The 13,285-nt window shown below is 73.8% G+C and carries 12 protein-coding genes; 3 read left to right on the top strand and 9 right to left on the bottom strand.

The genetic code is table 11. The features are described from left to right. Positions 1-91: 91 nt before the first annotated feature. Together ACGF12_RS17180 and ACGF12_RS17175 are read right to left on the bottom strand one after the other, a co-directional pair. A complete protein-coding gene (locus ACGF12_RS17180; protein WP_393030176.1) occupies positions 92-1,504 on the bottom strand; it encodes a sensor histidine kinase in 1,413 nt (470 codons plus the stop codon). A gap of 17 nt (positions 1,505-1,521) precedes the next feature. Then, positions 1,522-2,226, bottom strand: a complete 705-nt coding sequence (locus tag ACGF12_RS17175) for a response regulator transcription factor (RefSeq protein ID WP_393030005.1) — start codon at positions 2,224-2,226, stop codon at positions 1,522-1,524. Positions 2,227-2,369: 143 nt separating this feature from the next. On the opposite strand from ACGF12_RS17175, the gene ACGF12_RS17170 reads away from it, so the two are divergent. Then, positions 2,370-2,900: a hypothetical protein gene (locus ACGF12_RS17170; RefSeq protein ID WP_393030002.1), complete on the top strand. Its 531-nt coding sequence runs from the start codon at positions 2,370-2,372 to the stop codon at positions 2,898-2,900. A gap of 16 nt (positions 2,901-2,916) precedes the next feature. Here ACGF12_RS17170 and ACGF12_RS17165 read toward each other — a convergent pair whose 3' ends face one another. Beyond that, positions 2,917-3,471, bottom strand: a complete 555-nt coding sequence (locus ACGF12_RS17165) for a VOC family protein (protein WP_393029999.1) — start codon at positions 3,469-3,471, stop codon at positions 2,917-2,919. Between the two features lie 192 nt (positions 3,472-3,663). Between ACGF12_RS17165 and ACGF12_RS17160 the strand changes: the two genes are divergently transcribed. Then, on the top strand, positions 3,664-4,221 hold the full coding sequence (locus tag ACGF12_RS17160; protein ID WP_393029996.1) for an Lrp/AsnC family transcriptional regulator: 558 nt from the start codon (positions 3,664-3,666) through the stop codon (positions 4,219-4,221). A 26-nt stretch (positions 4,222-4,247) separates the two neighbouring features. Here ACGF12_RS17160 and ACGF12_RS17155 read toward each other — a convergent pair whose 3' ends face one another. The 3 genes from ACGF12_RS17155 to ACGF12_RS17145 all read right to left on the bottom strand — a co-directional run bounded on the left by ACGF12_RS17155 (position 4,248) and on the right by ACGF12_RS17145 (position 7,946). Continuing rightward, positions 4,248-5,054 carry a S16 family serine protease gene (locus ACGF12_RS17155; RefSeq protein ID WP_393029993.1) on the bottom strand — a complete coding sequence of 269 codons (807 nt, stop codon included), beginning with the start codon at positions 5,052-5,054 and terminating at the stop codon, positions 4,248-4,250. A gap of 35 nt (positions 5,055-5,089) precedes the next feature. Continuing rightward, positions 5,090-5,740, bottom strand: coding sequence for a helix-turn-helix domain-containing protein (locus tag ACGF12_RS17150; protein WP_350739323.1), 651 nt, complete (start codon positions 5,738-5,740; stop codon positions 5,090-5,092). A 373-nt stretch (positions 5,741-6,113) separates the two neighbouring features. Beyond that, the gene (locus tag ACGF12_RS17145) at positions 6,114-7,946 is read right to left on the bottom strand and encodes a DEAD/DEAH box helicase (RefSeq protein WP_393030173.1); all 1,833 of its coding nucleotides are present in this window, start codon (positions 7,944-7,946) and stop codon (positions 6,114-6,116) included. 290 nt (positions 7,947-8,236) lie between these two features. On the opposite strand from ACGF12_RS17145, the gene ACGF12_RS17140 reads away from it, so the two are divergent. Beyond that, positions 8,237-8,668, top strand: a complete 432-nt coding sequence (locus tag ACGF12_RS17140) for an SsgA family sporulation/cell division regulator (RefSeq protein WP_393029990.1) — start codon at positions 8,237-8,239, stop codon at positions 8,666-8,668. Between the two features lie 76 nt (positions 8,669-8,744). On the opposite strand, the gene ACGF12_RS17135 is transcribed toward ACGF12_RS17140, so the two are convergent. From ACGF12_RS17135 to ACGF12_RS17125, 3 genes are read right to left on the bottom strand one after another with little or no spacing between them, the layout of a single operon-like run. Beyond that, positions 8,745-11,315: a bifunctional lysylphosphatidylglycerol flippase/synthetase MprF gene (locus tag ACGF12_RS17135; protein WP_393029987.1), complete on the bottom strand. Its 2,571-nt coding sequence runs from the start codon at positions 11,313-11,315 to the stop codon at positions 8,745-8,747. Beyond that, positions 11,312-12,637, bottom strand: coding sequence for an alpha/beta hydrolase (locus tag ACGF12_RS17130; RefSeq protein WP_393029984.1), 1,326 nt, complete (start codon positions 12,635-12,637; stop codon positions 11,312-11,314). The genes ACGF12_RS17135 and ACGF12_RS17130 overlap by 4 nt, the downstream gene beginning before the upstream one ends. Continuing rightward, positions 12,634-12,897, bottom strand: a complete 264-nt coding sequence (locus tag ACGF12_RS17125; RefSeq protein ID WP_393029981.1) for a hypothetical protein — start codon at positions 12,895-12,897, stop codon at positions 12,634-12,636. The genes ACGF12_RS17130 and ACGF12_RS17125 overlap by 4 nt, the downstream gene beginning before the upstream one ends. Between the last annotated feature and the right edge of the window lie 388 nt (positions 12,898-13,285).

Here is a 13,285-nt window from a genome sequence, read left to right as displayed (position 1 = left end):
CGCGGCCCGAGCTGCGGAACGGCCGACGGGTTGAGCAGCAGGACACCACCCGGCATCCCGCCCACTTCCGGCGCCCTCGCTTTCGGCACCCTCACTTCTGGAACGACGCGCCCCGCGACCGCCGCCGTCCGGACCGCGCGGGGGGTGCGTCGTCCTCCGCCCGGGTGCGCAGCCGCAGCCGGGTCTCCGCGCCGCCGAGGACGGCGGAGCGGCCGAGCGCCAGGTCCCCGCCGGTGGATTCGGCGAGCTTGCGGACGATGTCCAGGCCGAGGCCGGTGGAGCCCTCGCCGCCGTGGCCCTCGCCGCGCCTGAGGGCGGCGGCCGGGTCGCTGTAGCCCGGCCCGGCATCGCCGACCAGCACGATCACCGAGCAGTCGGTGGCCAGCACGTCCACCGAGAAGGCGGTGCCCACGGCGGTGTGCCGGAAGACGTTGCCGAGCAGCGCGTCGACGGCGGCGGCCAGGTCCGCGCGCTGGACGGGCACCGGCACGGCCCGCTCGGCGCCGGCCAGCTGCCAGCGGCGGCCCTCGTCCTCGGCCAGCGCGGACCAGAAGCCGACCCGCTCGCGGATCACCTCGGCGGCGTCGCAGCCGACCGCGACGGCGGGCGCGTCCTCGGGGGCGCGACGGGCGGAGCGGATGATCTGGTCGACCTCGCGCTCCAGTTGGGCCACCGCGTGCCGGGTGGCGTCGGCCGCGTCGCCGTCGCCGAGCGAGGCGGCGTTGAGCCGCAGCACGGTCAGCGGGGTGCGCAGCCGGTGCGACAGGTCGGCGGCCAGCTCGCGTTCGGCGGCGACGAGCTTGACCACCCGGTCGGCCATGGTGTTGAACGCCTGGGCGGCCTCGCGCAGTTCCTCGGGGCTGCCGTCGACCTGCTTGCCCGTCACCGGGAGCCGGACCGCGAGGTTCCCGGCGCCGAGCGAGCGGGCGGCGGCGGCGAGCCGACGGGCGGAGGCGACGATCCGGCCGCCCATCCGGTCGGCGACCAGCACCGAGATGGCGACCAGGCCGAGCGCGACCGCGGAGAGCACCAGCCAGGCGGTGGGGACGCCCCGGGTGAGGTCGCTCTCGGCCACGAACACCTCGACCACGGCGGTCCGTCCGGTGTCCACCGCGACCGGCTGGAGCAGGGCGTACCCGCCGGGCACCGCGACGGTGAAGGAGCGGCCCTGCCCGCCGGCGGTGGCCACGTCGCCGAGGGCCGCGCGCCCCTCGCCGATGGTGGGGCCGTCCGGTCCGCCGCCGGTCGGCGCCCCGGTGGGGGCCGGCAGGTGCACCGCCATCCGCCCCTGCGCGCCCGCGTCGGTGCTGGCCAGCGCCCGGTCGACGGCGTCCTGGTCGATGGTGATGGCGAGCGCCGGACCGAGCGCGGCGGCCTGCCGCTCGGCGGCGGTGAAGGCCCGGTCCCGGGCGGTCTGCTGGACCATCAGGCCGAGCGGGATGAGGAAGGCCAGCGCGACCATGGTGGTCCCGGCGACCGCGGCCTTGATCAGGGCCCAGCGCAGCGAGTGCGCGAACCGCTTCACGTCCGGTGCCCCCCGGGGTCCCCGACGGCTTCCAGCCGGACCCCGACGCCCCGGACGGTGTGCAGGTAGCGGGGGTTGGCGGCGGTCTCGCCGAGTTTGCGGCGCAGCCAGGAGAGGTGGACGTCGATGGTCTGGTCGCCGCCGTAGGTCTGCTGCCAGACCTCGGCGAGGATCTCCTTGCGGGGCACCACCACCCCGGGCCGGGCGGCCAGGAAGGCCAGCAGGTCGAACTCGCGCCGGGTCAGGTCGAGCGCCCGCCCGTCCAGGACGGCCTCGCGCCGCTGCAGGTCGATGGCGAGTCCGCCGACCCGCAGCACCTGGGCGACGGGCGCGGCGCCGCTGCCGAGCCGGCGCAGTACGGCGGCCATCCGGGCACTCAGGTGCTCTCCGGAGAAAGGTTTCACCAGGTAGTCGTCGGCCCCGTCGTTGAGCAGCCGGACGATCTCGGCCTCGTCGTCCCGGGCGGTGGAGATGATCACCGGGACGTCGGTCAGCCCCCGGATCATCTTGAGCGCCTCGCCGCCGTCCAGATCGGGCAGTCCCAGGTCCAGGATCACCAGGTCGCAGCCGACCTGGGCGACCTCCCGCAGCGCCTCCAGGGCCGTACCCACACTGCGCACCGCGTGACCGGTGTCGGTCAGGTGGCGGATCAGGGCGGAGCGTACGAAGGGGTCGTCCTCGACCACGAGCACTGTTGCCATGGGCCTGCACGGTACGCCATCGACGGGCAGTGGTCTGTACCTCGGGGGTGAGCCCGAGCCCGGTCCGGACATTGTGCAACTGCCCTGCGGAATACCGGGGGTGCGCTCTCGGCTGCCCGGAAATACGGCAGGATGTGCGGACGATGCGGAACGGACTGGTACAGCTCGGCGCCTGGGCGGCGGCCACCGGGGCGGCGGTGGCGCTGTCCTGGTTCGGCGTGCACGCGGTGCTCACCGGCGCCGCGTTCGAGCGGCCCGCGGCGCTGCCGCTGCCGTCCCCGAAGGCCGACGGCACGCCGTACACCGCGACCGTCACCCCCGACCAGCCGCGCCCGGCCGCCCAGGACGAGACCCCGTCGGCCTCCCCGACGGCCACCGCCACCCGCCCGGCGGCCGTCACCGCGGCCACCCCGCCGCCCACCCGGCGGCCCACGGCGACCGCGACCGCGACGTCCACGGTGAAGAGCTACCCGATCCCCGGCGGCCGGGTGGCCCTGGACATCCGCGCCGACAAGGCCTCGTTGGTCTCCGCCACCCCGGACCCGGGCTGGCAGATGCAGGTGTGGAACGGCGACCAGTGGATGCGGGTGGACTTCACCAAGGGCGACCAGGCCAACTCGGTGTTCGTCTACTGGAACGGCCACCCGCCGGTCGTCGAGACGGCCATCCGCTGAGCCGGCGTCACCGGCCTCACCAGCTCTCGAAGGGCACGTACCCCGGCAGGTAGGGCCCCGCGTACCCGGCCCGGTCGACCAAGGTGTGCCTGGTGCCGCCCGGCACCCCGATGGTGGCCAGCACGACCGAGCCGAACCGGTCCCGCACCTCGTGCGGCTCGGCCAGCGACAGCGCGCCCCGGTCCACCGCGTAGTCGTACGCGTAGTAGACGTCCGGCACGCTCACCGCGAGGTCCAGCACCCCGTCCCCGTGCCGGGCCAGGTGCGCCGCCAGCTCCCGGCCGCGCGGGCCGACTCCGCCGCCGATGGGCCGCACCGGCGAGGTGAGTACGATCCGCGTCCCCGGCGCGGCGAGCACGTACGAGACCGTCTCCGACTCGCCGGTCTCCGGCCCGGCGTACGCGGTGCAGCGCAGCCCGAGCGCGGCGCAGTAGCGGCGGGCCGCCCGCTGCGCGTCGGCGACCGCGAAGACCACCGCGTCGGCGCGGCCCATCGACAGCGGATCCGGCTCTCCCGTCCCCTCGGCCGGGCCTGCGGCGAGCAGGACGGGTTCGGCGGCGGTGTCGGTCATGACGGCCCTCCCGGTAGGCGTACGGACCGCCCCGCGTCCGGGGTGGGGCCCGAGGCACGGGGTCGTGGCTGGAGGGTGGCGCCGAGCCGACCGGCGCGCAACTGTTCCGTTTCCTTCTGGTCAAGCTGTGCCCCGGGGCGGGAGAATCGGCGGCGCCGCTGTACAGAATGCCCACCGGAGGACGGTGCCGCGATGCCCCCCGCCCACTCCCCGAGCTCCCCCGGCTCGCCCGACTCCCCCACCCCGCAGGGTGTTTCGGCTCCCCCGTCGGGCGGCGGGAACGACGCCATCGACGCCCTGGACGGCCGGCTGATCCGGCTGCTGGCGGAGGAGCCGCGGATCGGCGTGCTGGAGTGCTCGCGCCGGCTGCAGGTCGCCCGGGGCACCGTGCAGGCCCGGCTGGACCGGCTGCAGGCCAAGGGCGTGATCAGCGGGTTCGGCCCGGAGGTGGACCCGGCGGCGATCGGCTACCCGGTGACGGCCTTCGCGACCCTGGAGATCTCCCAGGGCCAGGGCGCGGACGTGCGGGCGCACCTGGCGGGTGTGCCCGAGGTGCTGGAGCTGCACACCATCACCGGCATCGGGGACATGCTGGTGCGGATCGTGGCCCGCTCCAACGCCGATCTGCAGCGGGTGATCGACCGGGTGGTGGGCTTCGACGGGATCGTCCGCTCCTCCACCGCGATCGTGCTGGAGAACCCGGTGCCGTACCGGATCCTGCCGCTGGTGGACCAGGCAGCCGCCGAGTAGGCGGCCCGAGCCGCCACGGGGACCGGTCAGCAGCTGGGGACGGTGCCGCCGCTCCTGAGCGCCTCCAGCGCCGAGACCGACTCGGCGAGCGTGCCGACCGGCACCAGCCGCAGCGTCTTGGGCGTGTGCACCTTGGCGTCCGCGCACTCGTCCCGGGGCAGCAGGAACACCGTCGCACCGTCCCGGGCGGCCGCCTGGGTCTTCAGCGGCACGCCGCCGACCGGGCCGACGGTGCCGTCCTTCTCGATGGTGCCGGTGCCCGCGATCTTGAGCCCGCCGGTCAGGTCGCCGCCCTTGCCGTCGCCGGCCAGCTTGTCGACGATGCCCAGCGCCAGCATCTGGCCGGCGCTCGGGCCGCCCACGTCGCCCAGGTCGACCTTGACCTTCACCTGGTCCGGCGAGAGGTGGAGGTAGTCGAGCGCGGCCGCGGTGGCGCTGTCCTGCGACTCGACCATCTGCTGGGCCGTCACCTCCTCGGCCTTGGTCGGGTTGCTCTGCGGGTACACCGTCTCGGTCGGGCGGACCGCCTCGTCGGGGTTGAACCAGGCCTGCAGCGCGCGCCAGAACCTGGTCTTCTGCCCCGGGTTGGTGGCCGAGATGGTGACCATCCGCAGCTCGCCCTCGGTGGTGCGCAGCGGCGCCCCGGTGATGGTGAGCACCGGGCGGTCCTGGTAGGCGCCCAGGGTGTCCGCGGTCAGGCCCGGCCAGGTGAGGGTGTACGGCAGCGGGACGAAGGCGGCGACGCCGAACAGGGCGGCGACCAGCACCCCGCAGAGCGCGAGCACGCGGGTCCGCGGGGCGGAGAGGGCCTTGGGCAGCTTGGTGTCGGACACAAGGGGAATCCAAACACACCCAGAGTGGAAGGGCGCTACCTCAGGGCGTCGGCCACCTCGGTGGCCGCCTCCACCACCCGGGGCCCGACCCGCTCGGGCACCAGCCCGTTCAGCATCACCACGCCGACGCTGCCCTCGATGCCGCTCAGCCCCAGCAGCGCGGCGGCGGCCCCGCTGGCGCCGGACTGTTCCTCCGCACGGGTGATGACGAACCCCTGCTCGGGCCGGCGCTGGCTGGGGAAGCCGCGGGCCTCCAGGATCGCCCGGCCGGCCGCGCTCTCGGTGAGCGGGTGACGCAGCCCGGTCCGGTAGGCGACGTGGAAGTCGGTCCAGCTCGGCTCGACCACGGCGACGGCCAGCGCCTCGTTGCCGTCCACCAGGGTCAGGTGGGCGGTGGCGCCGAGGTCCTCGGCGAGGCTGCGCAGGGCCGGCAGCGCGGCCTCCCGCAGCAGCGGGTGCACCCGGTGCGCCAGCCGCAGCACGCCCAGGCCCACCCGGGCGCGGCCGCCGATGTCGCGGCGGACCAGGCCGTGCTGTTCCAGGGTGGCGAGCAGCCGGTAGACCACGGTGCGGTTGACGGCCAGCCGGGCGGCCAGCTCGGTGACGGTGAGCCCGCGCTCGGAGTCGGCGAGGAGCTTGAGGACGCGGACGCCGCGGTCCAGCGTCTGGGAGGTCTCGGCAGTCACGACGGACAATCCTTTCCGCGGCGCTCGCGGGGCGGGCGGCGCCGGTCCAAAGGTCGGTGTCGCGCGCAGGTGGGGGTGGCCGCGCTCGGGCCGCGCGGGCGTCGTCCTTGACGGCCGCGCGGTCCTGCGGAGCCCGTCCCGCGGGGGGTTGCCCGGCGGAAGAGCGTGGGGGAAAGGTAGTGAAGGAAATGTCGCGGCGGAAGTGGTTGTCCAAAATTCGGGCGTGATCGTCACCAACACCGTCGGGAATTCCGGACAAACACCCTTGAATCAACCGGCGCGACAGGGCGCGCGTCCGCCCCCGGTCCGATGTCCGGACACACCGGGGCAGACGGGCCCGTCCAGGACACGCCCGTCCGCACCCGCCGGACCGTTACTTCGCCCACTCCCGGATGCGGGCGATCCGCGCCTTCAGCTGGTTGGCGGTGGCCTGCGCGGTGAGCGGCCCGCCGCATTCGCGGCGCAGCTCATTGTGGATGGTGCCGTGCGGCTGGCTGGTGCGGTGGTGCCAGGCGGCCACCAGCGCGTTCAGCTCCTTGCGCAGCTCGCGCAGTTCCTGGTGGGTGACGACCGGCCGCTGCTCGGCCGGCAGCTCCAGCAGGTCGGCCTCCTCGGCGGGCTTGGTCTTGCTGCGCTGGATCTGGCGGTGCTGGCGCTTCTGCAGCAGCATCTGCACCTGGTCCGGCTCCAGCAGGCCCGGGATGCCGAGGTAGTCGTCCTCCTCCTCGCTGCCCGGGTGGGCCTGCATGCCGAATTCCATGGCGTTGTACAGCACCCGGTCGAAGACCGCGTCGGAGCCGAGCGCCTCGTAGGAGAACTCCTCGCCGCCCGCGCCGTCCGGCCCGTCGTTGGCCCGCTCGGCCTCGGCGAGCAGCCGGTCCTCCTCGTCGAAGAGGCCGTCGCCCTCCTTCTTGGGCCGGTCCAGCACGTGGTCGCGCTGGAGCTCCATCTCGTTGGCGAAGCCCAGCAGCATCGGGATGGTCGGCAGGAACACCGAGGCCGTCTCGCCGCGCTTGCGGGCGCGCACGAAGCGGCCGACGGCCTGGGCGAAGAACAGCGGGGTGGAGATCGAGGTCGCGTACACCCCGACGCACAGCCGGGGCACGTCGACGCCCTCGGACACCATGCGGACCGCGACCATCCAGCGCGAGGTCCCGGCCGAGTAGTCGGAGATCCGCTTCGAGGCCTCGGTCTCGTCGGAGAGCACCAGGGTGACCTTCTCGCCGCTGATCTCGCGCAGCATCTTGGCGTAGGCCCGGGCCACCGTCTGGTCGGTGGCGATCACCAGCCCGCCGGCGTCCGGGATCGCCTTGCGGACCTCGGTCAGCCGGCGGTCGGCGGCCTGCAGCACGGCCGGGATCCACTCGCCCTGCGGGGACAGCGCGGTGCGCCAGGCCTGGGCGATCAGGTCCTTGGTCATCGGCTCGCCGAGCCGGGCCTCCAGCTCGTCGCCGGACTTGGTGCGCCAGCGCATGTTGCCGCTGTAGCTGAGGAAGATCACCGGGCGGACGACGTGGTCGGCGAGCGCGTGCCCGTAGCCGTAGGTGTAGTCGGCGACGGACTTGCGGATGCCGTCGCCGCCCGCCTCGTACGAGACGAACGGGATCGGGTTGGTGTCCGAGCGGAACGGCGTCCCGGTCAGCGCCAGCCGGCGGGTGGCCGGCTCGAAGGCCTCGAAGCAGGCCTCGCCCCAGGACTTGGAGTCACCGGCGTGGTGGATCTCGTCCATGATCACGAGGGTCTTGCGGGCCTCGGTCCGGTTGCGGTGCAGCATCGGGTTGACCCCGACGCCCGCGTAGGTGACCACGATGCCGTGGTAATCGCGGGACAGCGGCCCGGAGGAGTACGCCGGGTCCAGCTTGATGCCTATCCGTGCGGCGGCCTCGGCCCACTGCTTCTTCAGGTGCTCGGTCGGCGCGACGACCGTCACCTGCTGCACCAGGTGGTTGTGCAGCAGGTACGAGGCCAGGGTGAGCGCGAAGGTGGTCTTGCCTGCGCCGGGGGTGGCGACCGCGAGGAAGTCACGCGGCTGGGTCTCGATGTACTTGTCCAGCGCACCCTGCTGCCAGGCCCGCAGCCTGCCGGCGGTGCCCCAGGGGGCGCGGCCGGGGAAGGCCGGGGAGAGGTGGTGCGAGGTGGCGGGCGCGGCATGGCCGACGGCCCGGACGGGCGCCTGCGTCTCCGGTACGTCGGAGAACAGCGGCATCGAGGAGGCGGCGGCAGTACTCACGGTCTCCGAGGGGGATCATCGCAGGTCAGAGGCGGTTTTGCGGCCCCGTCCCGCGGTCGGGCGGCGATCGGACAACCCGCCCAGCCTACCGGCCCCGCCGCCGTTCGGCCGCTTCGACCCGAGCCCGCGGGCGGGCGGGACGGCCGGAATTCGACGTGATGCGGGTCACATTGGAAACTCTGTCGAAAGCGCGTAATCGGAGGCCGTCCCACCACTCTCACTGGTGTAAGGCCGCCCCACCCCCCACAGCCCGAAGGGACCCCGCCATGCAGCACAACGGCGTCGAAGAGGCCGTCCAGGCCCGCCTGATCCTCTCCCCGCACCGCTCCGCCCGGCTGCGCGTGGTGCTGTCCTACCTGCCGGAGGACCCGTTCGCGGTCCGGATGGCCTTCCCCGCCGAGTTCTCGCTGGACGACCTCCCGGACGGCGAGGGCACCGAGGACATCGTCTGGGTCTTCGCCCGCCAGCTGCTCTCGGCCGGCCTGGAGCTGCCGACCGGCGTCGGCGACGTCCACGTCCGGCCCGCGCCCGGCCGGCGCACCATGGTCGAGCTGCGGGCCCCGGAGGGCACCGCGCTGCTCCAGTTCGACACCACCGACCTGCGGCGCTTCCTGTGGCGCAGCCGGCTGCTCGTCCCCGAGGGCGAGGAGCACCTGCACCTGGACGCCGACCGCGCGCTCGCCCAGCTGCTCGGCTGAGCGCCGGGCGCCGTCCGGGAGCGCCCCCGCGCTTCCGGCCGTCGGTGCCGGTCACCGGCCGGCTCGGGGAGGGGGGTCAGCCCGACAGCTTGCGCATCAGCCGCACACCCTGAGCCGCCGTCAGGTGCGGCAGGTAGGCCTTGCCGATCGCCCGGGTGATGCCGGGCAGCGCGGCCGGGTCCGGGTAGGCCATGTACATCGGCCGGTACTCCGGCTGGAACTTCGCCTTGAACGCGAGCAGCGAGCGGAAGCCGTACACCGGCTCCAGCACCTTGCCCATCCAGTCCAGCATCCGCTGCAGCCCGTTGGGCTCCTCGTCCTGCCCGGTGCGGGCCAGCGGCGCGCCCGACAGCGACAGGAAGCGCGCGCCCTCGCCCTTGAAGCCGAGCGCGGCCGAGGCGATCAGGAACTCGTTGACGCCGCGGAAGCCGTCGGAGCGCCGGCGCATGAAGTCCAGCGTCCAGCCGACCGGCACGCCGTTCTCGTACACCGGCATCCAGCTGGTCAGCCCGTGCACCGTCCGCTCCTCGTCCACCGCGATCAGCACCCGCACGTCCGGGTCGTCCAGTTCCTCCAGCCCGCCGAGCGTGAAGCCCATCTCGGGCAGGCCCTTCTCGGAGACCCACTCCTCGGAGATCGCCCGGATCTGCTCGCGCAGCTCGATCGGCGCCTCGTGGTACGCCCACCACTCCGCGGTGATGCCCTGCTTGCCGGCCTTGTTGAGGGCGGTGCGGATGTCCTGCCACTTGCGGCCGGTGAAGGCCAGTTCGGGCAGCGGCACCACGGTGTCCTCGGCGACCTGCACCGAGCGCCAGCCCAGCTGGGCGGCGGCGGCCCTGGTCTCGGCGGAGACGCTGTAGAAGCAGGGCATCCAGCCGCGGGCGTCGCAGTACCGGGCGAAGCCGGCCACCGCGCGCGCCCGCGCTTCCGGGGCGCCGAACGGGTCGCCGGTGGTCAGCGCCACGGTGCCGACCAGCCGGTAGGCGACGGCGGCGCGGCCGTGCTCGTCGAACCAGTAGTGGTTGCCGTCCCAGGTGGTGATGAAGGACAGCGTCCCGCCGCCGTGCGCGCTGAGCAGCGCCCGGGCCCGGGCCGCCGCCGTCGCGTCGGTGTGCAGCACCGGGCGGCGGAAGACGGACAGCAGCGCGCCCAGCGTGACCACCCAGAACGCCAGCCCGCAGTACGTCTCCAGGAACAGCGCCACCGGGCCGACCGCGATCGGGTAGTCCGGCGTCAGGTCGTTGTAGGCGGGCGGCAGGAACTGGGCCGGCAGTCCGTGCATCAGCCGGCGGACGGTCGCCCCCGGCTCGAACTGGTCGGCCACCAGCCGCCCCAGCCCCACGTACGCGGCCGAGGAGAGCACCGCGGCCCCGCCGACCACCCAGGCCAGTCGGCGCACCGCCCGGCCGGCCAGTCGCACCCGGAACCGCTGCCGGGTGGCCAGCAGCAGGCCGGTGGTCAGCAGCGGCAGCGCCATCGCCTCGACGAAGTACTGCACCACGTCCCCGCTGACCGGCCCGGCGTCCAGGTACAGCCAGGCCAGCAGGGCCCCCCAGAGCAGTTGGGCGGCCACGGTGATCCGCCAGGCGAACCGCAGGCCCCGGCGCAGCCCCTCGGCGAGCACCAGCAGCAGCCCCGGGAACAGCGCGGCCATCAGCCACCCCGGGGTGTCGAAGATCCGCTCGACGGCGTGCGCCCGGGCGCAGTCGTGCGCCGACATCGCGCAGAAGTCGGCCACCTCCTCCGGGCTGAGCGGGTGCGAGAAGTACAGCTCGGAGAAGGTGTTGAACGGCCCGCTGGCGTTGTCGTACAGCGAGGCGATCAGCGGCCCGAGGGCGGCGGCGACCAGGCAGAGCGCGACCAGCACCCGGGTCTCGGCGTGCGAGGAGCGGTGGGTGCGCAGGTACGGCCGGCCCCGGCTGAGCAGCGCGCCGACGCCCAGCCCGACCAGCGCGGCGGCGCACCGCTGGACGCTCTGCAGGTGGCCGACGTACAGCGTCATGACCAGCGGGACGAGCAGCACCAGCAGGTGCAGTCGGCGGCGCCAGAGCACGGTGAGCCGGTAGCCGAGCACCCCGGCCAGGGCGAACAGGCCGACGCCGGGCCCGACCGAGATCTGGTCGGCCACCGCACCGGTCCACTGCTCCCCCGCCGAGGAGCCGAACTCGACCAGTCCGGCGCCCAGCAGGGTGCCGACCACCTGCCCGCCGACGAGCACCACGAGGGTGCGCAGCCGGCCGAGCCGCCGTTCGGCGGCCGGGCCGACCAGGAGCAGCAGCAGGCTGGTGAAGACGTACGCGCCGATGCCCGAGCACCACAGCATCGAGGTGACCGGCGTCCACCAGCGGCCCTCGGCGAGCGTGGGCAGGCCGACGCCCGCGCGGGCGAGCAGCCGTGGGTGCGGCCCGTCGGCCAGGCTCCCGGTGGCCGCGCCGAGCGTCCAGAGCCCGGCCAGCAGCGCGAGGGTCAGCGGCGCCGCGCGCAGCCGACCACCGAGCATCCGGGCCGCCCGCCGCACCCGCTGCGGGCGCGGTTCCGCCGTCCGGGTGACCGGGGCGAGATCGACGTCCTGGTCGGCCGCGCGCCCCCTGCCCGGCCCCGTTCCCCGCTCGCGCTCGACGGTGGGCGCGAATCCGACCCCGATCACCTGGTCAGTCCGGTCTGTTGGGCCAGCCACGGGATCTGCCGGACGATGCCGGGGCGGAACACGACCCAGCCGTGGCCGCCCGGCATGAGCTCGAACCTGGCCTTCATCCCGGCGGCCTGTGCGGCCTGGTAGACGTTCTCCATCTGTGGCCGGAACTCCCCGTCGGTCTCGCCGACCACCAGGGCGACGGTGGTGTCCGGAAACTTCCGGCGGGCCATCACCTGGAGCGGATCGACCGCGTCGAACTTCTTCTCGTCACCGCCGAAGGCGGCCATGACGGTCTCCTCCCGGGTGCCCAGGGTCGGTTCCGTCTGCCCCGACATGTCGAGGACGGTGCCGTACACGTCGGGCGCGTTGACCCCGAGCTGGAGCGCGCAGGTGCCGCCCATCGAGGCGCCGCCGATCGCCCAGGCCTTGCGGCCGGTGGCGGTCTGCAGGTTCCGGTGGATCCAGTCGGGGACGTCCGCGGCCAGGTAGGTCTGCACCTTGGCGATCTTCGAGTCCAGGCAGAGCGTGTTGGCCCAGGTCGAGCCGAGCTGGTCGGGCATCACCACGATCGGCGCGAGGCCGCCGTGCTCGGCGGCGAACGCGTCCAGCGCCTCGTTGATCTGCCCGGAGAGCACCCAGTCCCCCGGGACCCCCGGCTGACCACTGATCATGACGACCACCGGCAGCAGCGGCCGCGGGGTGGCCCGGTAGGCGGGCGGGAGGTAGACGTACGCGTCGCGGGCCTTGAAGCCCGATTTGGTGCCCGGGATCGGTACCACCGAGACGCTGCCCTTCTCCGGCAGGTTCGCCGGGGCGTGCCAGACCTCGTCGAGCACCTTGTCCGGCGGGGCTGCGACGGTCTGAGCGGTCTTGTCGGAGACCAGCGAGTCGGTCCTGGTCAGCCACGGCGCGAGCATCACCCGGCCGCTCGGGAACTGTCCGAAGCCGATGTTGACCTGGGAGGAGGCCATCAGCAGCACCAGCAGACTCAGGCCGAACGTGAGCGCCCGGCGCCGCCAGGGCCCTCGTCGTATCCGGTAGCCCGCCAGGCAGAAGCCCAGCAGGGCGACGGCTATCCACCAGGTGACGTACCGGGGCGTGCCCTCGGGGAACGGGTGCCACCAGCCGTCCACCAGGACGTCGAGCAGCAGGCTGAGCGCGCCCGCGGTGACCAGGGCGGCGGGCAGGCGGAACCGCCACCAGTCCCGGTCGCGGCGGACGGCCAGCAGGGCGAGCGCCGCCCAGCCGGCGGCGAGCACGGTGTACGGGATCGGGCCGTGGGTGAGCGGCCAGTCGATCGGGTTCCAGCGGGCGGAGAGGGTGAGCGTGGTCATGCGGCTTTCCCCGGCGAGGTGGTGTCGGCCAGGAATCCGTGAGCCACGACGTTGCCCTCGTAGCCGTGGTCCGCGCTGTACGCGCCGCCGCAGGTGATGACCCGCAGCTGAGCGTCGGCGGCCTGGCGGTAGACCCGGTCGTCCGGGAAGTCCTTTCGGTCGTGCATTTCGATGGCGTACAGCTGGCAGGTGCCGAGCACCAGCGCGGAGCCCGCCGCCAGGGTGCCCGGCCAGGGGCTCCTGCTCTGCCGGTCACCCACGGACGCTCCCCTCTGCCGACGGAATCCCGTTTCCTGGGAGTTTCCTGGGAACTCATTCAACCGGATCGAAACCCTGGGGCACGTCCCCACGACGGTCGTATCCGCACCCGCCGATCGGCAGGGATGCGGGCCCCGCCCGTACGGCGAGCGAAGGCCTGGACACCGAACGTGACGAATCCGTTCCGCGCCCGAGCGCGGCGGAAACACCCGTCGAACAGCTCCGACGACCTGGCCCACCGGTTCGGTTGCGTCAATCGAGCGATCGATTACGACCGTCCGCTGTGCCTCTTCGACCGTTCTTGCCCTCATGCCATGCTGACCCGATCACGGGTTCTATCGCTCCTCACGGCCCGAGCGGACTTCCGCACGCCGAACGCCTGCCGAACGC

Origin of the sequence: Kitasatospora sp. NPDC048296, assembly GCF_043201815.1 — a bacterium.
Taxonomy (GTDB): Bacteria; Actinomycetota; Actinomycetes; order Streptomycetales; family Streptomycetaceae; genus Kitasatospora.
The sequence above is the reverse complement of the archived record's forward strand: the minus strand, read 5'-3'. Positions and strand labels throughout refer to the sequence as shown.

What these genes read in the sequence shown, in the direction of transcription:
- ACGF12_RS17140 (WP_393029990.1), top strand. Translation starts at nt 8,237, where the DNA reads ATGCAGCACAACGGCGTCGAAGAGGCCGTCCAGGCCCGCCTGATCCTC.
- ACGF12_RS17160 (WP_393029996.1), top strand. Translation starts at nt 3,664, where the DNA reads ATGCCCCCCGCCCACTCCCCGAGCTCCCCCGGCTCGCCCGACTCCCCC.
- ACGF12_RS17130 (WP_393029984.1), bottom strand. Translation starts at nt 12,637, where the DNA reads ATGACCACGCTCACCCTCTCCGCCCGCTGGAACCCGATCGACTGGCCG.
- ACGF12_RS17175 (WP_393030005.1), bottom strand. Translation starts at nt 2,226, where the DNA reads ATGGCAACAGTGCTCGTGGTCGAGGACGACCCCTTCGTACGCTCCGCC.
- ACGF12_RS17145 (WP_393030173.1), bottom strand. Translation starts at nt 7,946, where the DNA reads ATGCCGCTGTTCTCCGACGTACCGGAGACGCAGGCGCCCGTCCGGGCC.
- ACGF12_RS17165 (WP_393029999.1), bottom strand. Translation starts at nt 3,471, where the DNA reads ATGACCGACACCGCCGCCGAACCCGTCCTGCTCGCCGCAGGCCCGGCC.
- ACGF12_RS17170 (WP_393030002.1), top strand. Translation starts at nt 2,370, where the DNA reads ATGCGGAACGGACTGGTACAGCTCGGCGCCTGGGCGGCGGCCACCGGG.